The 26,004-nt window shown below is 68.8% G+C and carries 23 protein-coding genes and 1 tRNA gene; 13 read left to right on the top strand and 11 right to left on the bottom strand.

Going from position 1 to position 26,004, the window contains the following annotated elements:
• Positions 1 to 232 precede the first annotated feature (232 nt).
• A complete protein-coding gene (locus R5H19_RS08770) occupies positions 233 to 376 on the top strand; it encodes a hypothetical protein (RefSeq protein ID WP_318158607.1) in 144 nt (47 codons plus the stop codon).
• Between the two features lie 210 nt (positions 377 to 586).
• Here the strand turns inward: R5H19_RS08770 and R5H19_RS08765 are convergent.
• From R5H19_RS08765 to R5H19_RS08745, 5 genes are all read right to left on the bottom strand, one after another.
• Positions 587 to 676: transfer RNA gene (locus R5H19_RS08765), tRNA-Ser, on the bottom strand.
• Positions 677 to 835: 159 nt separating this feature from the next.
• On the bottom strand, positions 836 to 1,201 hold the full coding sequence (locus tag R5H19_RS08760; protein ID WP_318158606.1) for an LrgA: 366 nt from the start codon (positions 1,199 to 1,201) through the stop codon (positions 836 to 838).
• Positions 1,198 to 2,478, bottom strand: coding sequence for a serine--tRNA ligase (gene serS, locus R5H19_RS08755; protein ID WP_318158605.1), 1,281 nt, complete (start codon positions 2,476 to 2,478; stop codon positions 1,198 to 1,200). The genes R5H19_RS08760 and serS overlap by 4 nt, the downstream gene beginning before the upstream one ends.
• Before the next feature lie 233 nt (positions 2,479 to 2,711).
• Positions 2,712 to 3,290, bottom strand: a complete 579-nt coding sequence (locus tag R5H19_RS08750) for a hypothetical protein (RefSeq protein WP_318158604.1) — start codon at positions 3,288 to 3,290, stop codon at positions 2,712 to 2,714.
• Between the two features lie 78 nt (positions 3,291 to 3,368).
• Entirely contained in the window at positions 3,369 to 4,706 is a 1,338-nt protein-coding gene (locus tag R5H19_RS08745; RefSeq protein WP_318158603.1) for a replication-associated recombination protein A, read from the bottom strand.
• A 186-nt stretch (positions 4,707 to 4,892) separates the two neighbouring features.
• Between R5H19_RS08745 and R5H19_RS08740 the strand changes: the two genes are divergently transcribed.
• Complete coding sequence (locus tag R5H19_RS08740) at positions 4,893 to 7,922, top strand: diguanylate cyclase (RefSeq protein WP_318158602.1); 3,030 nt, start codon at positions 4,893 to 4,895, stop codon at positions 7,920 to 7,922.
• Between the two features lie 12 nt (positions 7,923 to 7,934).
• Here R5H19_RS08740 and R5H19_RS08735 read toward each other — a convergent pair whose 3' ends face one another.
• The 4 genes from R5H19_RS08735 to R5H19_RS08720 form a co-directional block, all read right to left on the bottom strand.
• The gene (locus R5H19_RS08735; RefSeq protein ID WP_318158601.1) at positions 7,935 to 8,627 is read right to left on the bottom strand and encodes a YoaK family protein; all 693 of its coding nucleotides are present in this window, start codon (positions 8,625 to 8,627) and stop codon (positions 7,935 to 7,937) included.
• 7 nt (positions 8,628 to 8,634) lie between these two features.
• The gene (gene lolA / locus R5H19_RS08730) at positions 8,635 to 9,300 is read right to left on the bottom strand and encodes an outer membrane lipoprotein chaperone LolA (RefSeq protein ID WP_318158600.1); all 666 of its coding nucleotides are present in this window, start codon (positions 9,298 to 9,300) and stop codon (positions 8,635 to 8,637) included.
• Between the two features lie 128 nt (positions 9,301 to 9,428).
• Positions 9,429 to 11,750: a DNA translocase FtsK 4TM domain-containing protein gene (locus R5H19_RS08725; RefSeq protein ID WP_318158599.1), complete on the bottom strand. Its 2,322-nt coding sequence runs from the start codon at positions 11,748 to 11,750 to the stop codon at positions 9,429 to 9,431.
• A gap of 29 nt (positions 11,751 to 11,779) precedes the next feature.
• Entirely contained in the window at positions 11,780 to 12,844 is a 1,065-nt protein-coding gene (locus tag R5H19_RS08720) for an alanine dehydrogenase (RefSeq protein ID WP_318158598.1), read from the bottom strand.
• Positions 12,845 to 13,055: 211 nt separating this feature from the next.
• On the opposite strand from R5H19_RS08720, the gene trxB reads away from it, so the two are divergent.
• The 3 genes from trxB to aat all read left to right on the top strand — a co-directional run bounded on the left by trxB (position 13,056) and on the right by aat (position 15,989).
• A complete protein-coding gene (gene trxB / locus R5H19_RS08715) occupies positions 13,056 to 14,021 on the top strand; it encodes a thioredoxin-disulfide reductase (protein ID WP_318158597.1) in 966 nt (321 codons plus the stop codon).
• Between the two features lie 100 nt (positions 14,022 to 14,121).
• The gene (locus R5H19_RS08710) at positions 14,122 to 15,267 is read left to right on the top strand and encodes a GNAT family N-acetyltransferase (RefSeq protein ID WP_318158596.1); all 1,146 of its coding nucleotides are present in this window, start codon (positions 14,122 to 14,124) and stop codon (positions 15,265 to 15,267) included.
• Positions 15,264 to 15,989: a leucyl/phenylalanyl-tRNA--protein transferase gene (gene aat, locus R5H19_RS08705; RefSeq protein WP_318158595.1), complete on the top strand. Its 726-nt coding sequence runs from the start codon at positions 15,264 to 15,266 to the stop codon at positions 15,987 to 15,989. Before R5H19_RS08710 ends, aat begins: the two co-directional genes overlap by 4 nt.
• Before the next feature lie 3 nt (positions 15,990 to 15,992).
• Here aat and R5H19_RS08700 read toward each other — a convergent pair whose 3' ends face one another.
• Positions 15,993 to 16,793, bottom strand: coding sequence for an HD domain-containing phosphohydrolase (locus R5H19_RS08700; protein ID WP_318158594.1), 801 nt, complete (start codon positions 16,791 to 16,793; stop codon positions 15,993 to 15,995).
• 103 nt (positions 16,794 to 16,896) lie between these two features.
• The gene (ispG, locus tag R5H19_RS08695; protein ID WP_318158593.1) at positions 16,897 to 18,156 is read right to left on the bottom strand and encodes a flavodoxin-dependent (E)-4-hydroxy-3-methylbut-2-enyl-diphosphate synthase; all 1,260 of its coding nucleotides are present in this window, start codon (positions 18,154 to 18,156) and stop codon (positions 16,897 to 16,899) included.
• Positions 18,157 to 18,477: 321 nt separating this feature from the next.
• Here ispG and ccoN point away from each other — a divergent pair, with 321 nt between their 5' ends.
• From ccoN to R5H19_RS08655, 8 genes are all read left to right on the top strand, one after another.
• Complete coding sequence (gene ccoN / locus R5H19_RS08690; RefSeq protein ID WP_318158592.1) at positions 18,478 to 19,944, top strand: cytochrome-c oxidase, cbb3-type subunit I; 1,467 nt, start codon at positions 18,478 to 18,480, stop codon at positions 19,942 to 19,944.
• A gap of 12 nt (positions 19,945 to 19,956) precedes the next feature.
• Positions 19,957 to 20,619, top strand: a complete 663-nt coding sequence (gene ccoO, locus R5H19_RS08685; RefSeq protein WP_318158591.1) for a cytochrome-c oxidase, cbb3-type subunit II — start codon at positions 19,957 to 19,959, stop codon at positions 20,617 to 20,619.
• Positions 20,616 to 20,798 (top strand): CcoQ/FixQ family Cbb3-type cytochrome c oxidase assembly chaperone, encoded by a 183-nt coding sequence (locus R5H19_RS08680; RefSeq protein ID WP_318158590.1) that lies wholly within the window; start codon positions 20,616 to 20,618, stop codon positions 20,796 to 20,798. Before ccoO ends, R5H19_RS08680 begins: the two co-directional genes overlap by 4 nt.
• Positions 20,795 to 21,703: a cytochrome-c oxidase, cbb3-type subunit III gene (ccoP, locus tag R5H19_RS08675; protein WP_318158589.1), complete on the top strand. Its 909-nt coding sequence runs from the start codon at positions 20,795 to 20,797 to the stop codon at positions 21,701 to 21,703. Before R5H19_RS08680 ends, ccoP begins: the two co-directional genes overlap by 4 nt.
• Positions 21,687 to 21,923 carry a hypothetical protein gene (locus tag R5H19_RS08670; RefSeq protein ID WP_318158588.1) on the top strand — a complete coding sequence of 79 codons (237 nt, stop codon included), beginning with the start codon at positions 21,687 to 21,689 and terminating at the stop codon, positions 21,921 to 21,923. The genes ccoP and R5H19_RS08670 overlap by 17 nt, the downstream gene beginning before the upstream one ends.
• Entirely contained in the window at positions 21,920 to 24,178 is a 2,259-nt protein-coding gene (locus R5H19_RS08665) for a heavy metal translocating P-type ATPase (protein ID WP_318158587.1), read from the top strand. Before R5H19_RS08670 ends, R5H19_RS08665 begins: the two co-directional genes overlap by 4 nt.
• Complete coding sequence (ccoS, locus tag R5H19_RS08660; protein WP_318158586.1) at positions 24,175 to 24,363, top strand: cbb3-type cytochrome oxidase assembly protein CcoS; 189 nt, start codon at positions 24,175 to 24,177, stop codon at positions 24,361 to 24,363. The genes R5H19_RS08665 and ccoS overlap by 4 nt, the downstream gene beginning before the upstream one ends.
• A 172-nt stretch (positions 24,364 to 24,535) precedes the next feature.
• Positions 24,536 to 26,002, top strand: a complete 1,467-nt coding sequence (locus R5H19_RS08655; protein WP_318158948.1) for a phospholipase D-like domain-containing protein — start codon at positions 24,536 to 24,538, stop codon at positions 26,000 to 26,002.
• The last annotated feature ends 2 nt before the right edge of the window (positions 26,003 to 26,004 follow it).

Here is a 26,004-nt window from a genome sequence, read left to right as displayed (position 1 = left end):
ATTCCGCCGACCCGTGGGGCCGCTGCTCGACGGGTTGCCCCTGGTCCCGCGAACCTGGTCCAAGCCGACCGCCGCGATTGGCAGCAGCCGGCACGCGCAGGGCGAAGCCGAAAGGGACTGAAACGCGGCGCTATGACCGACCTGGCGTATAGCTCAGATCGGGAGTGGGCTTGCCACCTGCGGCCTCCTGCTCCGCTTCGTGGATGGCGGTCCGGTGCGCGAGAACCCGGTCATGCTGAAGTTCGAGGCGCTCGATGTAGCGACAGCGCCGATCGACCGTCCATTGCGCATCCGTAGCATCAAGCCCCGCGGCAACCACGCGCTGCAGATGCTCTATCTCCAACGCCAACAGGGCACGGGACCGCTCTATGAGTAGCTCAAGCTCGCGAACGATATGCATGATGGGAGCCTAGCCAGTAACGGGATCGAACGGCACTGTTGCGAGCCGACCCGGAGATCTGGAGGAGCCGGCGAAGCAGGCGCTAAGCGCCAGCCATTCCACAATTTGCCACAAGCGGCGGCGCGACACGAAACAAAAAATAGCGCAACAAAAAGCTCCTGGAATCAGGAGCTTTTTTTGCACTTCTGGCGGAGAGAGTGGGATTCGAACCCACGGTAGTGTTACCACTACGGCAGTTTTCAAGACTGCTGCCTTAAACCGCTCGGCCATCTCTCCAACTTGTTCGCGATCCTTCTGCGAGGGTCGCAATGCTATCAGGAACACGGCAGGCGGGTGCCTGCCGAGGAAGCCGGATGATCGTGGTTCTATAGGAGCGTACCCTGTGCGCGATGCTTTTCGGTAACGTAACGAAGAGTTCGCGCACAGGGTGCGCTCCTACAGTCCGGTGTCCTTCTTCGACAACGCCACCAGGCACCCCATCAGGATTCCCACCGGGACCAATGCGCCGAGCAGCGGCAGCAGCAACACCGGTTCGCGCACCACCATCGGCACCAACTGGGTAGCGCTGGCGAAGGCGACGATGGCCAGGCGCCAGCGGCGGCTGTGGCGGGCGAGCCAGAAGCTGGCGAGGACCAGCGCCAAGGCGATCACGGACAGGTCGAGATCGAGCGTGGGCAGGTGCCACACGCTCTCGAAGCCGAGCCGCATGCCGATCACCGTGGCCAGCACGATCAGCAGGGAGAAGCTGGTATAGAACTCCACCCTGCCCCAGCTGCCGCCTGCTGGTGTCGGTGCATTCATGCGATGCGGTCCAGGCCAGCCATGTACGGGCGCAGCGCTTCGGGTACGTCGATCGAACCGTCGGCGTTCTGATAGTTCTCCATCACCGCGATCAGGGTGCGGCCGATGGCGAGGCCGGAGCCGTTGAGCGTATGCACCAGCTCGGGTTTGCCGGTGTCGGCGTTGCGCACGCGGGCCTGCAGGCGGCGGGCCTGGAAATCCTCGCAGTTGGAGCAGCTGGAAATTTCGCGGTAGGTCTGCTGGCTGGGCAGCCACACCTCGAGGTCGTAGGTCTTGGCCGAGCCGAAGCCCATGTCGCCGGTGCACAGCAGCAGCTTGCGATACGGCAGGCCGAGTTTCTGCAGCACCTTCTCGGCGTGGCCGACCATTTCCTCCAGTTGTGCGTAGGAGTCGCCGGCACGGGCGATCTGCACCATCTCGACCTTCTCGAACTGGTGCTGGCGGATCATGCCGCGCACGTCACGGCCGTAGCTGCCGGCCTCGGCGCGGAAGCACAGCGTGTGCGCGGTCATGCGCAGCGGCAGCGCGTCGGCGTCCTGGATGGTGTCGCGCACCAGGTTGGTCAGCGAGACTTCGGCGGTGGGGATCAGGTAGCGCTTCGTCTCGCCGACCTCGGTGGCGAACAGGTCTTCCTCGAACTTCGGCAGCTGGCCGGTGCCCTGCATGCTGTCGGCGTTGACGATCACCGGCACGTTGCATTCGAGGTAGCCGTGCTCGCCGGTGTGCAGGTCGAGCATGAACTGGCCGAGTGCGCGGTGCAGGTGGGCGAGCTGGCCGCGCAGCACGGTGAAGCGCGCGCCGGACAGTTTGGCGCCGGCGTCGCCGTCGAGCCAGCCGTGGCGCTCGCCCAGTTCGACGTGGTCCTTCACCGCGAACGCGAACTCGCGCGGCGTGCCCCAGCGGGCGACCTCGACGTTGTCGTGCTCGTCCTTGCCGAGCGGTACCGAGGCGTGCGGGATGTTCGGGATGCCCAGCGCGATGCCGGCCAGTTTCGCCTGCACCTCGGCCAGCCGGGCCTCATTGGCCTTGAGCTTGTCGCCGATGCCGGCCACTTCGGCCATCAGCGATGCAGTGTCCTCGCCTTTCGCCTTGGCCTGACCGATCGCCTTGGAGCGCGTATTGCGCAGGTTCTGCAGATCCTGCGTTTCGGTAGCCAGCTGTTTGCGTGCGCTCTCCAGTGACTCCACGGCGGCCACGTCGAGCGTGTAGCCGCGGGTTTCGGCGAGACGCGCGGCGGTTTCGGCGAGGTGCGCTCGCAGCAGGGCGGGATCCAGCATGATCAGAGTCCAGGTGAAGGCTTGAACCGTGAATTATCGCTGCCGGGCGGGCGCAGTCGCAATGCGACACGTGCTTGGCGTGGGGCGCATCTCTCTCCCCCGCTCCCCCGCATTCGGCTCCTCCCCTGCCTGCAGGGGGAGGTTGGGAGGGGGTTGCCCCGGACTGGCGCCGAACTCAGAGCTGACCCCACCCCAACCCTCCCCTGCCTTGCAGGGGAGGGAGATGCCGAGCGTCAGCTGGCCATCCTGCGTTCGCTGCGGCCCAGCCACCAGGCCATGGCGGCGCCGGCGAGCAGCCAGCCGACGAGTTGCTCGACCAGCGCGGCCAGGGTGAAGTCAAGCGGGAAGCGATACCAGTTCCAGTACGGCACCACCGTGCACAGCCAGGCAAAGACCGCCGCGGCCGCGGCCAGCACCACGCGCCGCCGGAAACCCAGCCCGGCCAGCCCCAGCACGAAGGCCAGCGCCAGCGCGGCGAGCGTGTCGGACGCCCATTGCCGGCCGATCTGCGGCCCCATCTGCATCATGTCCTCGCCTTGCGGCAGGTAGACCACGAAGGCGTAGGGCGAAGTCGCCGCCTTGGCCGAATAAGCCTTGAGCACGGCCTCGTCGCCCATCCGTTTCGGGTCCAGCGACGGCAGGATGTAAACGCCCGGCTGATTGCCGAGACCTTCATGCAGGCTGTTCAACACGACGTTTTCGTCGGCCGGCATCTGGATGCCGACGTTACCCAGCCCCAGCGCCATGTGCGCCGCCACACCCCACGCAAACATCACGATGCCGCCGATCAGACCCGCCACGAGTACGCGCATGGTTCATCCTCCCCGGTTGGTGCGGCGAATCTAGGCCGTGCGTCGGGGCAGCGGCAAGGGCGCGTGCAGCAGCCGGCGTTATCTGCCGCGGGCCTTGGCGCGGGCGGCACGCAGGGCCAGCAGCTTTTCGCGCAGCTGCAGTTCCAGGCCACGCTCGACCGGTTCGTAGAACACGCTGCCGACCAGTGCGTCGGGCAGGCACTGCTGGTCCAGCGCGATGCCGCCTTCGGCGTCGTGGTCGTACTGGTAGCCCTTGCCGTAACCGAGACCCTTCATCAATTTCGTCGGCGCGTTGCGCAGGTGCATCGGCACCTCCAGCGTGCCGCCCTCGCGCACCGCGGTGCGGGCCTTGTTGTAGGCCATGTAGGCGGCGTTGCTCTTGGGCGAGATGGCCAGCCAGATCGCCAGCTGGGCCAGGCCCAGTTCGCCTTCGGGGCTGCCCAGGCGCTCGTAGGTATCCCACGCATCCAGCGCCATGCGCCATGCGCGCGGCTCGGCCAGGCCGACGTCCTCCACCGCCATGCGGGTCATGCGCCGGGCCAGGTACAGCGGGTCGACGCCGCCGTCGAGCATGCGGCACAGCCAGTACACCGCGGCGTCGGGGTCGGACGAGCGCACGGATTTGTGCAGCGCCGAGATCTGGTCGTAGAACTGTTCGCCCTGCTTGTCGAAGCGGCGGGTGCGGTCGGCCAGCACCTGGGTCAGCGTGGTCTCGTCGATGCGCCTGTCTTCGGCCAGCTCGGCGGCGATTTCCAGCAGGGTCAGCCCGCGGCGCACGTCGCCGTCGGCGGCCTGGGCGATCGACTCCAGCGATTCGTCGGAAACTTGCAGTTGCAATTCGCCCAGGCCGCGCTCGGTATCTACCAGCGCGCGTTTCAGCGCGGCGATGATGTCGTCGGTGGAAACCGGCTCCAGCACGTGCACGCGGCAGCGCGAGAGCAACGCGGAGTTCAACTCGAACGAGGGGTTTTCGGTGGTGGCGCCGATGAAGATGATCACGCCGCGCTCGATGTGCGGCAGGAAGGCGTCCTGCTGGGTCTTGTTGAAGCGGTGCACCTCGTCGACGAACAGCACGGTGCGCCGCCCCTGGGCGAAGTTCGCCTCGGCCTCGGCCAGCGCCTTGCGCACGTCCGGCAGGCCGGACAGCACGGCGGAAATCGCGCGGAAATCCGCGTCGGCGTAGCGCGCCACCAGCAGCGCCAGCGTGGTCTTGCCGCAGCCGGGCGGCCCCCACAGCACCATCGAATGGATCTTCCCGGCTTCCAGCGCACGGCGCAGCGCCTTGTCCGGACCGACCAGGCGCTGCTGGCCGACGATTTCGTCAAGGCTGCGCGGACGCATGCGCTCGGCCAGCGGCTTGAGTGCGTCGGGTTCGGCAAACAGACCGGGAGCAGATGGCGAGGCGGGACGGGGCATGCGGGCATGATAAGCCATGCCTGCCGGTTCATCCGGTCGGGCGATTGCCGCTATGATGCCCGCACGTTGCGGCCTTGCTCCGCAACGCAGTGCCGGGGGCAGGACGCAGGTGAAGGCGAGGACGCAAGTTCCTTCCATCGCGACAGGCCGTGCCTGGGCGCAACGGACCGGCTTGTCGCCCAACGCATGAACGCCGTCCGCCGCTTCTGTCCGACCCTTGCCGGGCTGCTGCTGTCGCTGTTCTGCCTGTGCGCCCCGTTGCATGCCGGCCGCGACCCGTGGGCGCCGTTCGATGCCCCCTGGTTCGACCAGGTGGGCATTTCCGACGGATTGCCGCACTCGATCGCCACGGCCATCGCCCAGGACCGCGACGGCCTGATCTGGATCGGCACCATGGGCGGCCTGGTCCGTTACGACGGTTATCGCCTGCAGGTGTTCGGCGCCGCTAGCGACAAGGTTCCCGGCCTGCCCGATGCCTACGTGCGCAGCCTGCTCGCGCTGCCGGACGGCGACCTGCTGATCGGCACCAATGCCGGCGGCCTGGCCCGCTTCGAGCAGGCGGACAACAGCTTCCACGTCTATCCGATCGGTGCCGGCGGCCTCTCCGACCGCAAGGTCTTCGCGCTGGGCGACGACCATGCCGGCGGCGTCTGGATCGCCACCGACAATGGACTGGACCACCTCGACCTGCGCACCGGCAGGATCCGCCGGGTAGGCACCGGGCCGGAAACCTCGCCGCGCAACTTCAGCGTGATGCAGGACCGGCACGGCAACCTGTGGCTGGGCAACAACAACGGCCTGTTCGTGCGTCGCGCCGGCACGGACGCCTTCGTGCGCCCGATGGCGACGGACGAACCTGCCGCCACGGTGCTCGGCAACCAGATCTGGGCGATCATGCAGGACCGCGAAGGCCGCCTTTGGGTCGGCAGCGGCCAGGCCGGCGCAGCCTACCGGGACACCGGCGACCGCTGGCACGGCGTGCCGGGCTTCAGCGGCTACCCGGGCAGCATGCGCCACCCCACCGTGCGCGATTTCCTGCAGACCGACGCCGGCAAGGTATGGATCGCCACCGACGGCAGCGGCGTGATCGAATACGCGCCCGGCGAAGCCGGCGTGCGCCGGATCGATCACGACCCGGCGGTGCCCTCGTCCCTGCCCGGCGACGCGGTGCGCGCACTGCTGCGCGGCCGCTGGGGCAATATCTGGGCGGCCACCGACCTGGGCGTCGCCCGCAACAATCCGCAGGCGCGCACCGCGTTCTCGCTGCTGCCTTCGCCACTGGAACGCAACGCGCTGTCCGACACCAACGTGCACAGCATCTTCGTCGACTCGCGCGGGCGGATCTGGCTCGGCCTCGGTGCCGGCCACATCGACGTGATCGACCTCGAGGCCGGCGACATGCGCCACCTTCGCCTGGGCGGCAGCCAGACCCAACGCGACGTGCGCAGCCTCACCGAAACCGCCGACGGCTCGATCTGGGTCGGCACCCAGGGGCTGGCGCAGGTCGACCCGGATACGTTTGCGATCAAGGACTCCGTGCTGCCAGCACTGCACGACAAGCCGGTACTGAGCCTGCGGCCGGACGGCCCGCGCCTGCTGATCGGCACCTACGACGGCCTCTATCGCTACGACCTGCATACCCGCGCACTCGACCACGCCAGCCATGTGCCGAACGACCCGGACAGCCTCGCCGGCGATACCGTGCGGCACATCGCGCGAATAGGCAACGACTGGTGGTACGGCACCGGCAACGGCATCAGCATCGCCCGCGGCAACAGCCTGCCGCGCCGTTTCACCAACCTGCGCCACCGCGCCGGTGACCCGGACAGCCTGCCGCAGAACCTGATCGGCTCGATCAGCAGCAGTCCGCACGGCCAGGTATGGGTCAGCACCTTCGGCGGGCTCGGCGTCGTCACCCCTCCGCTCGACGGCGAACCGTGGAGCTTCCGCACGGTCGGCCTGGCGCAGGGCCTGTCCAGCGACAAGGTCAATGCGGTGCTGACCGACGACCACGGCCGGCTCTGGGCCAGCCTGTCCAACGGCGTGGCCAGGATCGACGGCGACACGTTCGAAGCCGCCAACCTCGGCACCCGCGACGGCCTGCACATCGCCAGCTACGTCAACGTCGCTGCGGCGCGCACGCCCGGCGGCGAGCTGCTGTTCGGCGGGCTGGGCGGGCTGACCGTGATCCGCCCGCACTGGCAGTCGCCGCCGGTCGCCAACGTGGCGCTGGCCATCACCAACGCCATCGTCGGCGGCGCCACCATGCCGTTCGGCCGCCTGCCCGCCAGCGGCGGAAAGATCGCGCTGGAGCACGGCAACCGCAACCTGCGCCTGGACTTCGCCCTGCTCGACTACCAGGCACCGACGGAAACCGCCTACAGCTACCGCATGGACGGCCTCGACGAGGGCTGGACAGTCATCCCCAAAGGCAACCCGCCCAGCGCCATCTACACCAGCCTGCCGCACGGCCATTACCGGCTGCGCCTGCGCGCCACCACCCGCGGCCTGCAGCCGCGCACGGTGGAGACCGACCTTGCGGTCGAGGTCAGGCCGCGCTGGTACGAAACCACGCTCAGCCGGACCATTGCCGCCCTGCTGCTGCTGGCGCTGATGGCTGCGCTGGTGCATCTGCGCACCCTGTACCTCAGGCGGCAGGCAGCCCAGCTGCAGCGGCAGGTCGACGAACGCACGCGCGACCTGCTCGTGGCGAACCGCCGCCTGGACGAACTGGCCAGCACCGACGGGCTGACCGGCGTCTACAACCGCCGCCGCTTCCTGGAGCTGGCCGCGCGCGAGCGCGAGCGGGCACAGGGCGGGTCGGCCTGCATCGCGCTGTTCGACCTGGACCGCTTCAAGCTGATCAACGACGTTCACGGCCACCTGGCCGGCGACGCGGTGATCCGCGGCGCGATCGAGGTGATCAGGCAGCACTGCCGCCAGGGCGACCTGGTGGGCCGCTATGGCGGCGAGGAATTCGTGCTGTGCCTGCCCGATACTCCACTGCCGCTGGCGCGGGACATCGCCGAACGCATCTGCGCGGCGCTGGCCGCCACCACGGTGAAGCACGACGGGCGCCCGATCCCGGTGACTGCCAGCATCGGCGTTGCCGCGCTGCGTCCGGGCGAATCCATCGAGCAATGGCTGTCGCGCGCCGACAAGGCGCTGTACGAGGCCAAGCGCGCCGGCCGCAACCGCTGCGCCGTCGCCAGCTGAAGCGCACCGCGCTCAGGTCGCATCGGCGTCGATGCCCCGGACCAGCGTGTACTGGCGATAGACGCCGTAGCCCACGCCGCACAGGCCGGTGAGCACGGCCGGAATCAGCAGGGTGTGCTCGCCGAGCACGCGGAACAGCATGGCGCCCACCGCGCTGCCGAAAGTGAAAGTGATGACCACCAGCAGGCAGACACGGATGCGCAGGGTGTCCACCTCCAGCCCGCGCAGGCGTTGGCCGACGTAGATGCCAAGGTCGGTGAACATGCCCGAGACATGGGTGGTGCGGAACACCATCCCGCTGTAGGTGCTGGCCATGCCGTTCTGCAGCCCGGCCGCCATCGCGGCCAGGTCCAGGCCGTACGAGCTGCCCTTGTCCAGCAGCGGCACCGCGGCAAACAGCAGCAGCGATTCCAGCACCAGCGCCACCCCGTAGCGACGGCCGAGCTTCAGCGTGTGCTGCTGCACGATCAGGCCGCTGAGCAGCGCGCCAAGCACGAAGGCGCCGATCGACAGCAGCCAGTGCCATGTCTCGCCGCCGTCGCCGGTGCCCACCGCAATGCCGAGCAGGCTGGTGGAGCCGGTGAGGTTGGTGATCGACTGGTGGCGGAAACCCATGTAGCCGGCGGCGTTGACCATGCCGGCAATGAAGGCGAGGATGCCGCCACCGATCCAGGCCCAGCGCGGCAATCGGCGCAGCACGGGCATGACCGCATCAGTCCTTGAGCGGCTGCACGTCGATCACCGGCGCATCGCCGATCACGTCAGCGCCCTTCGGCGGCACGAAGTTGAAGGTGGCCGGCGGAATCGGCGCGTTGCGCTGCCAGTTGGAGAAGCGGATGTCGGTGGTGGCGCCAAGCTGGTCGCGGAACGTCATGCGGGCCAGACCGTTGGCGTCGAAGCCGAGGTCGGCGTAGTCGAATTGCGGGTCCTTCGCGGTGGAGCTGAGCCGCAGCCAGAGCAGGCCGTCATGCTCGCCCTGCTCGACCACCTTGAAGTCCTTGTCCATCTGCTTGAGATCGGTCAGCACGGTGAGCGGGCTGTGCGCCTCCTCGGTGCTCTGCACGCGCACGGTGACCTGTTCGAGTTCGGGGTCGTACATCCACACCCGGCTGCCGTCGGCGACGATGGTCTGTTTGTACGGCGCAAGCGTGTCCCAGCGGAACTGGCGCGGCGCCTGCAGCGCCAGTGTGCCGAAACTGTTCTTGCCGGCGTGGCCGTTGATGTCGGTGAGGGTCTGGCTGAAGTGGCCGGTGAGCGAATGCAGGCCGGTGGCGAATGCGTCCAGCCGGGCGCGCGCAGAGCCGCTGGCAGCCTGCGCCACGGCGCTCAGCGACAGCGTCATCACGACGGCGGACAGGGCAAGCATGAAGCGTTTCATCGGATTCCCCGGAACGTGGCGGTGGCGGTGGATTGTGGACAGTGCCGGCTTAACGGATCGGTAGGAGCGGCGGGCGATGTTCTTCGGGCTTCGCAGGATGCGGGCCGTGCCCGCCCTGCCGAGTGACTTCAGTTCTTTGGCGGAGGCGGCGCCAGCACTTCGCGGTTGCCGTTGTGCTGCGGGGCGCTGACCACGCCGTCCTGCTCCATCTGCTCGACCAGCCGCGCGGCGCGGTTGTAGCCGATGCGCAGGTGGCGCTGCACGCCGGAGATCGAGGCACGCCGGGTCTGCGTGACCACCGCCACGGCCTTGTCGTACAGCTGGGTATCGGCGTCGCCGCCTTCCTCGCCTTCCTGCGGCAGTCCGGCGTCGTTGATGAACTTGCCGTCGGCGGTGGCCTGGACTTCCTCCAGCACGCCCTCGATGTAGTTGGGCGCGCCCTGCGACTTCAGCCAGGCCACCACGTGGTGCACCTCGTGGTCGTCGACGAAGGCGCCGTGCACGCGTTCCGGCGTGGCGGTGCCCGGCGGCAGGTACAGCATGTCGCCGTGGCCGAGCAGGGTCTCCGCGCCGCTCTGGTCGAGAATCGTGCGCGAGTCGATCTTGCTGGACACCTGGAACGCGATGCGGGTGGGGATGTTGGCCTTGATCAGGCCGGTGATCACGTCCACCGACGGGCGCTGGGTAGCCAGGATCAGGTGCACGCCGGCGGCGCGCGCCTTCTGCGCCAGGCGGGCGATCAGCTCCTCCACCTTCTTGCCGACGATCATCATCATGTCGGCGAATTCGTCGATGAACACCACGATGTACGGCAGCGGCTCCAGCGGTTCGGCGGCGAGGTTCGGCATCTCCGGGTTCGGCCGGAACAGCGGGTCCAGCAGCGGCTGGCCGGCGTTCTCGGCGTCCTTCACCTTCTTGTTGAAGCCGGCCAGGTTGCGCACGCCCACCGCGGCCATCAGCTTGTAGCGGCGCTCCATCTCGGCCACGCACCAGCGCAACGCGTTGGCCGCTTCCTTCATGTCGGTGACCACCGGCGCCAGCAGGTGCGGGATGCCCTCGTACACCGAGAGCTCCAGCATCTTCGGATCGATCATGATCATCCGCACGTCTTTCGGGCTGGCCTTGTACAGCAGCGAAAGCACCATCGCGTTGACCGCCACCGACTTGCCCGAGCCGGTGGTGCCGGCCACCAGCAGATGCGGCATCTTGCCCAGGTCGACCACCACCGGCTTGCCGCCGATGTCCTTGCCCAGCGCCAGCGACAGCGGCGACTTCGTCTGGTCGTACTTGTCCGAGCGCAGGATCTCGGAGAGGTAGACGATCTGCTTGTGGGTGTTGGGGATCTCCAGCCCGATCACGTTCTTGCCGGGAATCACGTCCACCACGCGCACGCTGACCACCGACAGGCCGCGCGCGATGTCCTTGTCCAGGCTGGACACCTGCGAGCCGCGCACGCCGGGCGCCGGCTCCATCTCGAAGCGGGTGATCACCGGGCCCGGATAGGCGCCGACCACCTTCACGTCGATCTTGAAGTCCTTCAGCTTGAACTCGACCTGGCGCGAGAGCACCTCGAGGGTTTCCTCGGAATAGCCCGGCCCCTGCGGCGGCGCCTCGTCCAGCAGCGACAGCGGCGGCAGTTCGCCCGGCGTGGCGGCGCCGACGAACAACGGGATCTGCGTTTCGAGCTTGGCCCGCTCGCTCTTGGTCACCGGCGCGGGCGGCGCCTCGATGCGCACCGGCTCGCGCTTCGCCTGGCGCACCGCATCGGCCTTCTTGACCACCTCGCGCTCGCTGCGCGCCTGCCGCGCCGCCAGTGCCTGCGGCGCCTCGCGCAGCTTGCCCTTGGCCCAGTCGAGCAGCTTCAGCACGCCATGCCCGGTCAGGTCCATCACCTTGAACCAGGACAAGCCGGTGGCCAGGGTCACCGCGATCAGGAACACGGCCAGCAGCAGCAATGGCGCTCCCTTGTCGCCGAACGCGCTGAGCAGGGCCTTGCCAGTCCACTCACCAACGATGCCACCGACACCTTGCGGCAGAACCTGTTCATGAAAATTGAGGTACAGCAGCGCCGGGCCGGTGATGAAGAAGAACACGAAGCCGATCAGGCGCAATGCCGGCTCCCACGGATGCACCACCTGCTCGCCGCGCTGGCGCAACACCTGCACGCCCAGCAACAGCAACAGCAACGGGAAGCAGTAGGCGACCAGGCCGAAGATCCAGCGCAGCAGGTCAGCGATGTAGGCGCCCACGGTGCCGCCGAAATTGCGTGCGTGCTCCAGCTGGCCGGCGTTGGTCCAGCTGGGGTCGTGCGGGTCGTAGCTGAACAGGCACACCAGCAGGTACAGCGCCAGCGGCAGCAGCAGCAGGGCACCGGCTTCGCGCAGCCGGCGCTTCAGCTCCTCGCTGAGGCCTTCCTTCGGTTGTTGCCTGACGTTCGTGCTGCGCGCCACCCTGGGTGCCCCTTTCTTGCCTGCCAAGGTCAGAGCATACCTTGCAGCGCCGGATGCACCAGCTTGCCGCCGTCGACATTGATGCCGACCTTCAGCGGCTCGAACTGGCGCCACTCGTTGCCGGCGGCCAGGCGCTGCACGTAGGGCAGGATCGCGGCGGAGATCGCCAGCGACGAGGTCTGCGGCACCGCGCCGGGCATGTTGGTCACGCAGAAGTGGGTGATGCCGTGCACGTCGTAGGTGGGCTTCTCCCAGGTGGTCGGCCTCGAGGTCTCGAAGCAGCCGCCCTGGTCGATGGCGATGTCCACCAGCACGCTGCCGGGCTCCATCGTCCTCACCATGGCCTCGCTGACCACGTGCGGCGCGCGGGCGCTGGGGATCAGCACCGCGCCGACCACGATGTCGGCATCGCGCACTTCCTCGGCCACCGACGACTCGTAGGCATACAGCGCGGTGACGTTCGGGCCCAGCACCATCATGTCGGCCAGGCGGTCCTGGCGCTTGTCGAACACCACCACGTTGGCACCGGTCGCGGCGGCCAGCGCCACGGCATTGCCGCCGGCGGCGCCCGCGCCGAGCACTACCACCTTGCCGCGCGTGGTCGAAGCCATGCCGCCGAGCAGCTTGCCCTTGCCGCCCTGCGGGCGATGCAGCAGCGTGGTGCCGAGCTGGATGGCGATGCGGCCGGCGATCACCGACATCGGCAACAGCAGCGGCAGCACGCCGTTCTCGGTCACCGACTCGAACGCCACGCCGGTCAGGCCGATGTCGAGAAGGCGCCTGGTCAACTCGGGTTCGGCGGCCAGGTGCAGGTAGCAGAACAACAGGTGGTGTTTCTTCAGCAAGGCCAGGTCGCCGGCGATCGGCTCCTTCACCTTCACGATCAACTCGCCGGCCTCGTACAGCGCGGCGGCGTCCGGCACGACCCGGATGCCTTCCCCGGCGTAGGCCGCGTCGGCAAAGCCGCTCTTCAGGCCGGCTCCGGACTGGATGAACACGTCGTGGCCGCGACGCACCAGGTCGGCGGCAGCGGCGGGAATGAGGGCGACACGGCCCTCCAGGGTCTTGGTTTCGGAGGGAATGCCGATGCGCATGAAGAAGGAATCCTGTGGGAGGGTGAATCCATCGTGCAATCGCCGCGGCAAGCTCGCCGGTCTGCCGATGCCTTGAATCGGTGCTGCACATTCCCCATTCTTCGGGGGTCATGCGCTCCGTCGTCATCACCGATGCGGCCCCCGGGGAAACCGCCGCAGGGGCTCGAGCGAATAACCACTCAAATCACCAGAAAACCCAAGGATTATAACCATGAGCGTCGCCCCCAGACACAGCCGTCTGCTGATCCTCGGCTCCGGCCCCGCCGGCTACACCGCCGCGGTGTATGCAGCCCGCGCCAACCTCAAGCCGACCATGATCACCGGCCTGCAGCAGGGCGGCCAGCTGATGACCACCACCGACGTGGACAACTGGCCGGGCGACGTCGAGGGGCTGCAGGGTCCGGCGCTGATGCAGCGCATGGCCGAGCACGCCGAGCGCTTCCACACCGAGATGATCTTCGACCACATCCACACGGTCGACCTGAAACAGCGCCCGTTCCGGCTCAAGGGCGATTCCGGCGAATACACCGCCGACGCACTGATCGTCGCCACCGGTGCCACCGCCAAGTACCTCGGCATCGAAAGCGAGGAGAAGTACAAGGGCAAGGGCGTGTCCGCCTGCGCCACCTGCGACGGCTTCTTCTTCCGCGACCAGGACGTGGTGGTGATCGGCGGCGGCAACACCGCGGTCGAGGAAGCGCTGTACCTGGCCAACATCGGCCGCAAGGTCTACCTGGTGCATCGCCGCGACAAGCTGCGCGCCGAGAAGATCATGCAGGACAAGCTGTTCGAGAAGGCTGCTGCCGGCAAGATCGAGCTGGTCTGGAACCACACCATCGACGAAGTGCTGGGCGACGATTCCGGTGTCACCGGCGTGCGCGTGAAGGACGTCAACTCCGGCGCCACCCGCGACATCGCGGCGACCGGTTTCTTCGTGGCGATCGGCCACACGCCGAACACCGGCATCTTCGAAGGCCAGCTCGACATGCACGACGGCTACATCAGGATCCGCAGCGGCCAGCACGGCATGGCCACGATGACCTCGGTGCCCGGCGTGTTCGCCGCCGGCGATGTGGCCGACCACATCTATCGCCAGGCCGTCACCTCGGCCGGCTTCGGCTGCATGGCCGCGCTGGATGCCGAACGCTGGCTGGACCAGCAGGCCCCGGCCGGCTGACGCCCGCACTGTAGGAGCCCGCTCGCGGGCGATGCTTTTGTTTTTGAGAATCCCGGCCAAAAGCATCGCCCGCGAGCGGGCTCTTACGCCAAGCCATGCCATGCTCGAGATCCGCTTCCACGACGCGATCGCCGAACTGCCTGCCGCGGAGTGGGACGCTTTGCGCGCCGACGAAAACCCGTTCGTGTCGCATGCATTCCTGCTCGCGCTGGAACGCAGCGGCTGCATCCGCCCCGACTGGGGCTGGCAGGCGCATCACCTGGGCCTGTACGAAAGCGATCGACTGGTCGCCGCCGCGCCGCTGTACCTGAAAGGCAACTCGCACGGCGAGTTCGTGTTCGACTGGGGCTGGGCGCGCGCGTGGGAACGCGCCGGCGGCGCGTACTACCCGAAGCTGCTCAACGGCGTGCCCTACTCGCCCGTGCCCGGTCCGCGCCTGCTGGCCGGCAGCAACGGACGCACGCCGCGGCTGCAGCGCGCGCTGGTCGATGCCATGCACGACGAGGCGGCACGGCTCGGCCTGTCGTCGGTGCATGCGAATTTCCTGCAACCCGCCGAACTGGCCGCGTTCGGCGACAACTGGCTGGCGCGCTCCGACGTGCAGTTCCACTGGCACAACCGCGGTTACCGCCACTTCCCGGATTTCCTCGCCGCGCTCAGCCACAAGAAGCGCAAGAACATCCTGCACGAACGCCGCCAGGTGGCGGCCAGTGGACTGGCCATCGAGTGGCGCAGCGGCGACACGCTCGATGACGACGAATGGCAGCGCGTGCATGCGTTGTACGAAGCCACCTTCGACATGAAGGGCAACCACGCGGCGCTGACTGCCGCGTTCTTCCGCCGGCTCGGCACGCTGGGATCGACCGCACAGCTGGCACTGGCCCGCGACGGCAGTACCATCGTGGCGATGGCGCTGTTCGTGCAGGGTGGAAACGTGCTGTACGGCCGCTACTGGGGTGCGGCAGCGGAGGTACCGGGCCTGCATTTCGAACTGTGCTACTACCGCGGCATCGAGTACGCCATCGCCCGGGGCTTGCAGCGCTTCGAGCCTGGCGCGCAGGGCGAACACAAGCTGGCGCGCGGCTTCCTGCCGGCGCGCACGCATTCGCGCCACTACCTGGCGAACCCGGACTTCCGTGCCGCGGTGGCGAAGGCGCTTGCCAGCGAAGCCGAAGCGGTCGACGCTTATGCCGCCGAGCTGTTGGACCACAGCCCCTATGCCGAACACGGCAAGGTCGCACGATGAACCGGCTGCCCCTGCTGGACCCCGAGGCCTGGGACCGCTTTCCCGATCCGCGCCAGGCGCTGACCGAGCCGAACGGCCTGCTTGCGTTCGGCGGCGACCTGTCGCCGCGGCGGCTGCTGGCCGCGTACAGCCTGGGCATCTTCCCATGGTTCGGCGAACACGAGCCGATCCTGTGGTGGTCGCCCGATCCGCGTTGCGTGTTCCATACCCGAAACCCGCGGATCAACCGCAGCCTGCGCCGCCAGCTCAGGGGCAAGCGGTGGCGGCTCAGCGTGGACCACGCGTTCGAGCAGGTCGTCCGTGCCTGCGCCGCGCCGCGTGCGAACGACTCCGGCACCTGGCTGGTGCCGGCGATGATCGACGCGTATGTGCAACTGCACCGGCTCGGTCATGCGCACAGCGTCGAGGTGTGGGACGGCGAGCGTCTGGTCGGCGGCATCTATGGCGTGGCCATTGGCCGGCTGTTCTGCGGCGAATCGATGTTCAGCGCCGAGAGCGGCGGTTCCAAGCTCGCCCTGGTCGCGCTGGCGCGTTTGCTGCACGAAATGGATTTCCCGCTGCTCGATACCCAGGTCAGCAACCCGCACACGCTCGGTCTGGGCGCCGTCGAGGTACCGCGCGCGGAGTTCCTGCGGCAGATCGCCCGGCTCGGCCAACGGCCCGGACTGGTCGGCAGCTGGGCCGCCTTCACGCCACGGTTGATCCAGCCCTGCGGCGGCTGAAGGTCAGCGCGCGAGCGCCTTGAGCTCGTCGTAATTGCCCAGGAACAGCGCCACCAGGTCCGGGTCGAGCTGGCTGCCGGCGGCGGCGCGCAGATAGGCCAGCACGTCCGCCTCGGGCCACGCCGGCTTGTACACGCGCGCGGTGATCAGCGCATCCCACACGTCGACCACGCTGAAGATGCGCGCCGCCAAAGGAATTTCCTCGCCGCGCAGGCCCTGCGGGTAACCGCTGCCATCCCAGCGTTCGTGGTGGCTGTACGGGATATCGCCGGCGTCGCGCAGGAAATCCACCCGCTGCAGCAGTTCGTGGCCAAGCTGCGGGTGCTGGCGCATCACCGCCAGCTCCTCGTCGTCCAGCTTGCCCGGCTTGATCAGCACCGCGTCCGGCAAGGCCAGCTTGCCGATGTCGTGCAGCAGCGCGCCGAAGCTGAGGTTGCGCAGCGCCTCGCCATGCACACCAGCCAGCCGGGCCAAGCCGGTGGCCATGCGCATCACCCGGTCGGAATGGTCGCCGGTTTCGCGGTGGCGGATGTCCATCGCCGACACCAGCACGCGCAGAGCCTGCTCATGCCCGTCCAGCAGCCTGCGGTTGGCAGCCTGCAGCCGACGCAGGTCACGCGCGATCATCCAGTACAGCAGCGCGCCGGTACACGCCACGAACAGCCAGCCCTTGATGCTCTGCAACCAGCTCAGTTCGGCCCGGGTGCGCACCAGCGCATCCAGCACGCGATCGGACGACCATATCCACAACGCAGACAGCAACACGTAGAGCAGAACCGTACGGAACTGCGGGCTGATTCTCACAGACGCTCCCCTGCCAGGCTCATTCGGCGCACGCACGTGCCGCGCGCCCTGCACGTCGACGAGAATATGAATCAAGGCCCGGCGTGACGCTGTGACCGGCGCCTCAGCCCGCCCGCATCGCGTACTTGCGCGCGACGTAATCGTCGAGGATGCCCACGAACTCTTCGGCGATGCGGTCGCCGCGCAGGGTCATCGCCTTCTCGCCGTCGATGAACACCGGCGCCGCCGGCGCCTCGCCGTTGCCGGGCAGCGAGATGCCGATGTTGGCGTGCTTGGACTCGCCCGGGCCGTTGACGATGCAGCCCATCACCGCCAGCGTGAGGTTCTCCACGCCGTCGTACTTGATGCGCCAGATCGGCATCTGCTCGCGCACGTGTTCCTGCACGGTCTTGGCCAGTTCCTGGAAGAACTCGCTGGTGGTGCGACCACAGCCCGGACAGGCGGTGACCAGCGGGGTGAACGAGCGCAGGCCCATGGTCTGCAGCAGTTCCTGCGCCACGATCACCTCGCCGGTGCGCGAGGCGCCCGGTTCCGGCGTCAGCGAAATGCGGATGGTGTCGCCGATGCCTTCCTGCAGCAGCACCGCCAGCGCGGCGCTGGAGGCGGTGATGCCCTTGGAACCCATGCCGGCCTCGGTCAGGCCCAGGTGCAGCGCGTAGTCGCAGCGTGCGGCCAGGTCGCGGTACACCGCGATCAGCTCCTGCACGCCGGAGACCTTGCACGACAGGATGATGCGCTCGCGCGGCAGGCCGATCCTCTCGGCCAGCGCGGCCGAGTCCAGCGCCGAGCGGATCAGCGCCTCGCGCCCCACGTGCGAGGCGTCCCACGGATCGGCGCGACGGGCGTTCTCGTCCATCAGCGCGGTGAGCATGCCCTGGTCCAGCGAGCCCCAGTTCGCGCCGATGCGCACCGGCTTGCCGTAGCGCAGCGCCTTTTCGATGATCGAGGCGAACTGGCTTTCGTGCTTCTTGCCGAAGCCGACGTTGCCGGGATTGATGCGGTACTTGGCCAGCGTCTCAGCGCAGGCCGGCTCGCGTTCCAGCAACTGGTGGCCGTTGTAGTGGAAGTCGCCGACGATCGGCACGTCCACGCCCATCATCGCCAGCCGTTCGGCAATGCGCGGCACCGCCGCGGCGGCGGCCGGCGTGTTGACCGTGATGCGCACCAGTTCGGAACCGGCGCGGGCCAGCTCGGCAATCTGTTTCGCGGTGCTGGCCGGGTCTTCGGTGTCGGTGTTGGTCATCGACTGCACCACCACCGGCGCGCCGCCACCTACCCTCACCTTGCCTATCTGTACGGCCACGCTGGGCCGGCGCGGAGCCGGGGCGGCCGGACGCGGTTCCTGCGAAACAAGCTCACTCATGGAATCAACCGAAATGACAGGTCGCGATCGTCCGCGACGACCCGCCAAGAATACCCGATCGGCCGCCTTTCCCCGCGGCAGGCCCGTGCCGCGGTCGCAGAAACGTGCGCCGGCAACCAGCCAATCGCCGGGAGCGATCCGCGCGCCACTCGTCTCCCCGGGCGAACCGCTGCCGACCCGCCGCACGCGATGCGCCGGTCAGCCCGGTACGGCGCATACTGCCCGCGTGCAATGGACGGATTGCCGCAGTTGCTTGATCGAAGTCATGATGCCGCTGCATGCTTCGCGCCAAAATGCGCCGCTATTTTTTCGGGGAAGCCCATGCCGAACACCGAGTACTACAACGACAAGGTCGTACGCCAGTTCCTGCTGGCCGCGGCAGTGTGGGGCATCATCGGCATGTCGGTCGGCGTGTATGCCGCCGCCGAACTGATGTGGCCGGTACTGAACTTCGAGATCCCCTGGCTGACCTTCAGCCGGATCCGCCCCGACCACACCTTCGGCGTGATCTTCGCCTTCGGCGGCTCGGCGCTGATGGGCACCTGCTATTACGTGGTACAGCGCACCGGCCACGCCCGGCTGGCGTTCAAGAACCTGGCCGCGTTCACCTTCTGGGGCTGGCAGCTGGTCTGCGTGCTGGCGATGACCACGATGCCGCTGGGGCTGACCCAGAGCAAGGAGTACGCCGAGCCGGAATGGTTCGTCGACATCCTGATCGCGATCGTCTGGGTGAGCTTCGGCGTGGTGTTCTTCGGCAGCCTGGCGCGCCGGCGCATCAAGCACATCTACGTGGCGAACTGGTACTACGGCGCGTTCATCATCGCGGTGGGCCTGCTGCACATCGTCAACAACCTCGCCATTCCGGTGTCCTGGGCCAAGTCCTACCCGATCTATTCGGGCGTGGTCGACGCGATGGTGCAGTGGTGGTATGGCCACAACGCGGTGGCGTTCTTCCTCACTGCCGGCTTCCTCGGCATGATGTACTACTTCGTGCCGCGCCAGGCGCAGCAGCCGCTGTGGAGCTACCGCTTCTCGATCGTCAATTTCTGGGCGCTGATCTCGGTCTACATGTGGGCCGGTTCGCATCACCTGATGTACACCGCGCTGCCTGACTGGGTGCAGTCGGTGGGCATGGCGTTCTCGCTGGTGCTGCTGATGCCGAGCTGGGGTTCGGCCGCCAACGGCCTGCTCACCTTCAACGGCTCCTGGCACAAGCTGAAGACCGACCCTGCCGCGAAATTCATGGTGATGTCGCTGGTGTTCTATGCCGCGTCGACCTTCGAAGGCTCGATGATGGCGATCAAGACGGTCAACCAGTTCACCCATTACACCGACTGGACTGTCGCCCACGTGCACTCCGGCTCGCTGGGCTGGGTGGCGATGATCACCATCGGCTCGCTGTACGCGATGGCGCCGCGTGCACTGGGCCGCCCGGAGATGTATTCGCACAAGGGCATGGAAGTGCATTTCTGGCTGCACATCATGGGCACCCTGCTGTACGTGGGCGCGATGTGGACCGCCGGCGGCGTGGAAGGCCACATGTGGCGCGCCACCCAGCCCGACGGCGCGCTCACCTACGGCTTCCTGGACAGCCTGATCGCGATCAAGCCGATGTACCTGATCCGCTGGCTGGGCGGCGTGCTGATCCTGTCGGGCATGGTGGTGATGGCGTGGAACCTGTGGCACACCGCGGCCGATGCGCGCGCGCGGCTGATCAAGCCGATCCCGGTCCCCATTCCCGAGCCGGTGCCGCACCAGGTGCCCGCACCACTGCCTGCTGCCGGCTGAGGAAGATCCATCATGGCTTACAAGCATTTCGAACTGATCGAGAAACACGCCGGCCTGCTCGGCATCTTCACCGCGATCATGGTTTCGCTGGGCGGCCTGGCCGAAATTACCCCGCTGTTCGTCGAGGCGCATTCGCTGAAAGCGCCGCCGAACGTGCACCCGTACGACCCGCTGCGGCTGGCCGGCAAGGACGTCTACGTGCGTGAGGGCTGCTATCTGTGCCACTCGCAGATGATCCGCGCGCTGCGCTTCGAGACCGAGCGCTACGGCCACTTCTCCACCGCCGCCGAGTCGGTCTACGACCGCCCGTTCCAGTGGGGCTCCAAGCGCACCGGCCCGGACCTGGCCCGGGTGGGCGGCAAGTACTCCGACGCCTGGCAGCGCATGCACCTGCTGGATCCGCGCAGCGTGGTGCCGCAGTCGAACATGCCGGCCTACCCGTGGCTGGTCGGCAAGAAACTCGACGCCGCCGACATCCAGGCGCGCATGCGCACCCTGCGCAAGCTGGGTGACCCGTACAGCGACGCCGACATCGCCGCCGCACCCGCCGCGGTGGAAGGCAAGACCGAAATGGATGCGCTGATCGCCTACCTGCAAGGACTCGGCATCAAGAACGAGCCCGACGCGGCTGGCGCCAAGGCCACCGCATCCACCGGCACGGGAGGCACGCCATGACGCCGATGAATCCGCTCTGGGGCCACCTCGCCGGGGTGTTGATCCTGCTGATGATGTTCACCTTCATCGGCATCTGGTTCTGGGCCTGGCGCAAGTACCACGTACCCACGTTCAACCGCATGGCACGCCTGCCGATGGAAGACGAGCCCGAGTTCGACAGCAAGGAGGATCGCCCATGAGTACGGGATGGTCGTTTTGGGTGATGTTCCTGGTGGTGCTGAACCTCGGCATCACGTTCTTCCTGTACCTGTGGGGGCCGCGCGCGAAGATCCCCACCCTGCCCGACGGCACCAGCGGCCACGTCTGGGCCCACGGCGTGCTGCGCGAAGGCGTGCGTCCGTTGCCCATGTGGTGGATCGTGCTGTCCGGCGCGATGTTCGTGGCCGGTTTCGTCTACCTGGTGCTGTTCCCCGGTTTCGGCAGCTTCAAGGGCGTGCTGGGCTGGACTTCGCACGGCGAACTGGCGCAGGCAGTGGCCACCAACGAAGCCAGGCGCGCCCCACTGGTCGAGCGCTTCAAGCTGTATCCGGTGGAACAGCTGGCCAACGACCCGGCCGCCCTGCAGATGGGCAAGGTGCTGTTCGAGGACAATTGCGCCGCCTGCCACCAGCGCAGCGCCAAGGGCAACGTGACGCTCGGTGCGCCCGACCTCAGCGACGACGACTGGCTGTACGGCGGCAGCGGCAGCGACATCGTCACCTCGATCCACGACGGTCGCAGCGGCGTGATGCCGCCGTGGGCCAGCCTCGGCGCAGACAACGTGAAGAACCTCGCGCAGTACGTGTTGAGCCTGTCCGGTTCGCCGCACGACGCGGCCAAGGCGGCGGCGGCGCAGCCGCTGTTCACCACCTGCGCGGCCTGCCACGGCGCCGACGGCAAGGGCAACCATGCGCTGGGCGCACCCAACCTCACCGACAAGGTGTGGCTGCACGGCGGCAGCGTGGCCGACATCGAGAAGAGCATCGGCGAGGGCCGCCAGGGCCACATGCCGGCGTGGAGCCCGCGCCTGTCCGACGACCAGATCCGCGTGCTCGCCGCCTACGTCTACCAACTGTCGCACCAGCCCGATGAAGGCAGGCAATGACATCGTCGCCCGCACGGCATCGGCCTGGTATCGCCAGCCGGTGCTGTGGCTGGGCGCCTTCATCTTCGTGGCCTCGCTGGCCGGCTGCGTGTGGATCATCGTGCTCGGCGCAAACCATGCCGACACGCCGCTGGATACCCCGCACACCGTGTTCGGCGTGCCGGTGAGCGCGCACAGCAGCGCCACACCGCCGCACCCGCCCACCGATCCGCCGCGATGAACGGCTACGCGGCCTGGGCCCACCCGCAACTCGCCGCGCAGGTGCTGCGCCCGCGCCGCGACGGCTGCAGCGAAATCGCCTTGCGGGTCGAGTCCCTGCACGACGCACGCCAGGTGCTGTGGCTGGAACAACGAATCCGCGCGCTGCCCGGCGTGCGGCGCGTGGCCATCGACCGGCCGGCGCAGCGCGTGCGGGTGGTGTGGGACGCGCAACGCACCCCGCTGCCGGCCCTGCTCGAGAGTTTCGCCGCCGCCGACTGCCCGGCGCAGCCGCTGCCGCGCGACAGCATCGACGACGCCCGCGCGCGGGAACAGCACCAGGCGCTGAAGCACCTGCTGGTCGCCGGCATGTGCTCGATGCAGGTGATGACGTACGCGTTCGTGATCTACGTCGGCGTGGTCGATTTCGTCGACTTCAGCACGCGCAGCCTGTTCCGCTGGCTCGGCCTGCTGACCACCTTGCCGGTGGTGTTCTACTCGGCGCAGCCGTTCTTTGCCGGCGCCGTGCGCGAGCTGCGCGGGCGCCGGCTCGGCATCAACCTGCCGGTGGCACTGGCGGTGCTGCTGGTATTCCTGGCCAGCGGATTCAACACGCTGCGCGGCAGCGGCGAGATCTACTTCGATTCGGTGACCATGTTCGTGTTCCTGCTGCTGGCCGGGCGCTATGTGGAGCTGCGCTCGCGCCACCGCAGCGGCGCGCTGGGCGACGCCGCCATCGATGCGGCGCCCCTGCTGGCGCAGCGACGCCGCGCCGACGGCGAGCTGGAGACGGTCCCCGCGATCGCCCTGCTGCCCGGCGACCGCGTGCACATCGCCGAAGGCGGCACCGTGCCGGCGGACGGCGTGCTGGAAAGTGCCGGCGCGCAGGTGGACGAAGCGCTGCTGTCGGGCGAGTCGCGCCCGGTACGGCGCGCGCGCGGCCAGCGCCTGGTCGCCGGCAGCGTGCTGCTGTCCGGGCCGGCCGAACTGCGCGTGGAACACAGCGGCGCCACCACCGTCGCGGCGCGGCTGGGCGCGCTGGCGACCCGTGCGCGGCAGGCGCGTTCGCTGATCGCGCCCAGCGACCGCGAGATCGGCCGCTTCGTCGCCCGCGTGCTGGTGCTCACCGCACTCACCGCATTGGGCTGGCTGCTGGTCGATCCGTCGCGCGCATTCGAGGCCGCGGTGGCGGTGCTGGTGGTGGCCTGCCCCTGCTCGTTCGCGCTGGCCCGCCCGGCCGCGCTGACCCGCGCGCTCGGCGTGCTGGCCGCGCGCGGCGTGCTGGTCACCGACGGCAAGGCGCTGGACACACTGGCCCGGGTCGACTACGCGCTGTTCGACAAGACCGGCACCCTCGGCGTGCCGCAGCTGGACCGTCGCGCCATCGAACCGTTGCGCGGCGACACGCCGGAGCACGTGCTGCAACTGGCCGACGCGCTGGCCCACGAGAGCTCGCACCCGCTGGCCCGCGCGCTGGCCGACGCGGCCCGCCAGCAGGCGCTGCCGCTGCAGGCGCGATCGGTGCGGGTGCATGCCGGTGCCGGCATCAGCGGCGAGGTCGACGGCCGCATGCTGCGGCTGGGTCGCGCCGATTTCGCGCTGGCGCCCGCCGGCCACCCGCTGCCGGCCGACGCCGACGCACTGGTGCTGGCCGATGCCGACGGCGCGATCGCCGCCTTCCATCTCGCCGAACAGCCACGCGCCGGGGCTCGCCGCCTGCTCGACACGCTGCGCGCCGACGGCATCGCCATCGCCATCGCCAGCGGCGACCACGAATCCCGCGTGGGCGCGCTGGCCGACCGCCTCGACGTCGCCGACCGCTACGCGCGGCAGTCGCCCGACGACAAGCTGGCCCGACTGCAGGCGGCGCACGCCGAAGGCCGCATCACGCTCGCCGTCGGCGACGGCAGCAATGATGCTCCGCTGCTGGCCGGCGCCGACGTCTCCGCCGCACTGGCCTCGGGCACCGAGCTGGCGCAATCCCACGCGGACCTGCTGCTGCTCGACGGCCACCTCGGCAGCCTGGCGGATGCCCGCGCCATCGCCCGTCAGCTGCGGCAGGTGACCCGGCGGGGCCGACGCTGGTCGCTGTGGTACAACCTGGCCGCCGTGCCGTTTGCCGCCTTTGGCCTGGTGACGCCGTGGCTCGCCGCGATCGGCATGTCGCTGAGTTCGCTGCTGGTGGTGCTGTACGCCCTGCGCGTCGGCAACACCGGAGCCGTCGCTCCGGCCGACGTCCCCGGCCCGCCACTGCGCCCGCGCGAGCTGCACGCATGAACATCCTGCTGGTGCTGATCCCGGTCACCTCGCTGATCGTGGGGGTCGGGGTGTGGCTGTTCTTCTGGGCGGTCAACCACCAGCAGTTCGACGACCTGGACAGCCCGGCGTCACTGCCGCTGCTGGACGACGATCAGCCCGTGCCGGCATCGCCCGCCGAACCCCATCCCACGGACCCGCCCTAGGGATGCCCTGAAGGCCGGGTTCCGGTATGCGGGATCCGCAACAGCAGAAAGCATTGCCCGCGAGCGGGTTCCTGCGATGGCGGCGTGGTGCCAGGCGGCCGGCGGCATGTACGGTCACGCCGAAAGCCCCGTGATGGCGACGCACCGCCGAACCATCGCCTACACTCGGGCCATGCCCACGCCGCTGCTTCCTTCCGCCCCGAGCCGACTGCTCGCCGAACAGGCGCTGAGCCGCACCGCCGGCGCGCCGCTGCTGGGCGGCAACGCGGTGGAACTGCTGATCGACGCGGCCGCCCACTACGACGCCTGGCTGGCGGCGATCCGCGGTGCGCGGCAGCGCGTGCTGCTGGAGAACTACATCATCCGCAACGACGAGGTGGGGCGCGCTTTCCGCGACGCGCTGGTCGAACGCGCGCAGGCAGGCGTGTTCGTCGCGGTGGTGGTCGACTGGCTCGGTTGCCTCGGGCAGTCGCGCGGCGCGTTCTGGGCACCGCTGCGCGCGGCCGGCGGCGAGGTGCGGGTGTTCAACCCGCCGCAGCTGGGCCAGCCGTTCGGCTGGGTCAGCCGCGACCACCGCAAGCTGCTGGTGGTGGACGGCGCCCACGGTTTCCTCTCCGGCGTGTGCATCAGCGCCAAGTGGCTGGGCAACCCGCGGCGCGGCGTGCCGCCGTGGCGCGACACCGGCGTGGCGCTGCGCGGCCCCGCGGTGGCCGAACTGGAGGTCGCGTTCGCGCAGAGCTGGTCCGAGACCGGGCCGGCGCTGGGGCCGTTCGCGGTGCAGGCGGAAGCCGCCGCGCCGGCCGGCGAGGTGGCACTGCGGGTGATCGCCACCCAGCCGTCCACCGCCGGCATGTACCGGCTCGACCAGATGATCGCCGCGATGGCACGCAAGACACTGTGGCTCACCGATGCCTACTTCGTGGGCCTGGCGCCGTACGTGCAGGCGCTGGTGGCAGCCGCACGCGACGGCGTGGACGTGCGCCTGCTGGTGCCCGGCAGCAGCGACATCCCCGCGGTGGCGAGCCTGTCGCGTTCGGGCTACCGACCGCTGCTGAAGGCCGGCGTGCGCGTGTTCGAATGGAACGGCTCGATGCTGCACGCCAAGACCGCGGTGGCCGACGGCCAGTGGGCGCGGGTCGGTTCGTCCAACCTCAACATCGCCAGCTGGCTCGGCAACCGCGAACTCGACGTGGCCATCGAGGACGCCGGCTTTGCCGGCCAGCTCGTCGCGCAATACGAGCAGGACCTGGACAACGCCACCGAGATCGTGCTGGCCTCGCGCCCTCGCCGCCATGGCCACGGCAACCGCGAGCGGGTCCGCAGCAGCAACGCCCGGTCGCCGCGGGTGCGCCATGGCGGCGGCAGCTCCGGCCGCGCCGCCGCCGGCGCCCTGCGCCTCGCCAACAGCATGGGCGCCGTGCTGGCCAACCGCCGCGTGCTCGGCGACGCCGGCAGCGGGCCGCTGGTGCTCGGTACCCTCGCGCTCGCCGCGCTGGCGGCCATCGCATTCGTATGGCCGGCGTGGATCGGCTGGCCGTTCGGCACCCTCGCCGCCTGGTTCGCGCTGAACCTGGGCATCCGCAGCTGGCGCGCGCGCAAGCGCCGCTGGCGCGAACTGCGCCACGCCGATGACGACTGAAG

The organism is Rhodanobacter sp. KK11 (assembly GCF_033345435.1).
GTDB lineage: Bacteria > Pseudomonadota > Gammaproteobacteria > Xanthomonadales > Rhodanobacteraceae > Rhodanobacter.
This window is presented reverse-complemented; position numbering and strand designations above follow the sequence as displayed.

Bases quoted from the DNA above. Each gene is read 5' to 3' on its own strand.
- lolA (WP_318158600.1), bottom strand. From the start codon at position 9,300: ATGAAACGCTTCATGCTTGCCCTGTCCGCCGTCGTGATGACGCTGTCG.
- R5H19_RS08735 (WP_318158601.1), bottom strand. From the start codon at position 8,627: ATGCCCGTGCTGCGCCGATTGCCGCGCTGGGCCTGGATCGGTGGCGGC.
- aat (WP_318158595.1), top strand. From the start codon at position 15,264: ATGAACCGGCTGCCCCTGCTGGACCCCGAGGCCTGGGACCGCTTTCCC.
- R5H19_RS08655 (WP_318158948.1), top strand. From the start codon at position 24,536: ATGCCCACGCCGCTGCTTCCTTCCGCCCCGAGCCGACTGCTCGCCGAA.
- ccoO (WP_318158591.1), top strand. From the start codon at position 19,957: ATGGCTTACAAGCATTTCGAACTGATCGAGAAACACGCCGGCCTGCTC.
- R5H19_RS08750 (WP_318158604.1), bottom strand. From the start codon at position 3,290: ATGCGCGTACTCGTGGCGGGTCTGATCGGCGGCATCGTGATGTTTGCG.
- ispG (WP_318158593.1), bottom strand. From the start codon at position 18,156: ATGAGTGAGCTTGTTTCGCAGGAACCGCGTCCGGCCGCCCCGGCTCCG.
- R5H19_RS08760 (WP_318158606.1), bottom strand. From the start codon at position 1,201: ATGAATGCACCGACACCAGCAGGCGGCAGCTGGGGCAGGGTGGAGTTC.
- ccoN (WP_318158592.1), top strand. From the start codon at position 18,478: ATGCCGAACACCGAGTACTACAACGACAAGGTCGTACGCCAGTTCCTG.
- serS (WP_318158605.1), bottom strand. From the start codon at position 2,478: ATGCTGGATCCCGCCCTGCTGCGAGCGCACCTCGCCGAAACCGCCGCG.
- R5H19_RS08770 (WP_318158607.1), top strand. From the start codon at position 233: ATGCTGAAGTTCGAGGCGCTCGATGTAGCGACAGCGCCGATCGACCGT.
- R5H19_RS08670 (WP_318158588.1), top strand. From the start codon at position 21,687: ATGAAGGCAGGCAATGACATCGTCGCCCGCACGGCATCGGCCTGGTAT.
- R5H19_RS08665 (WP_318158587.1), top strand. From the start codon at position 21,920: ATGAACGGCTACGCGGCCTGGGCCCACCCGCAACTCGCCGCGCAGGTG.
- ccoS (WP_318158586.1), top strand. From the start codon at position 24,175: ATGAACATCCTGCTGGTGCTGATCCCGGTCACCTCGCTGATCGTGGGG.
- trxB (WP_318158597.1), top strand. From the start codon at position 13,056: ATGAGCGTCGCCCCCAGACACAGCCGTCTGCTGATCCTCGGCTCCGGC.
- R5H19_RS08740 (WP_318158602.1), top strand. From the start codon at position 4,893: ATGAACGCCGTCCGCCGCTTCTGTCCGACCCTTGCCGGGCTGCTGCTG.
- R5H19_RS08710 (WP_318158596.1), top strand. From the start codon at position 14,122: ATGCTCGAGATCCGCTTCCACGACGCGATCGCCGAACTGCCTGCCGCG.
- R5H19_RS08745 (WP_318158603.1), bottom strand. From the start codon at position 4,706: ATGCCCCGTCCCGCCTCGCCATCTGCTCCCGGTCTGTTTGCCGAACCC.
- ccoP (WP_318158589.1), top strand. From the start codon at position 20,795: ATGAGTACGGGATGGTCGTTTTGGGTGATGTTCCTGGTGGTGCTGAAC.
- R5H19_RS08720 (WP_318158598.1), bottom strand. From the start codon at position 12,844: ATGCGCATCGGCATTCCCTCCGAAACCAAGACCCTGGAGGGCCGTGTC.
- R5H19_RS08680 (WP_318158590.1), top strand. From the start codon at position 20,616: ATGACGCCGATGAATCCGCTCTGGGGCCACCTCGCCGGGGTGTTGATC.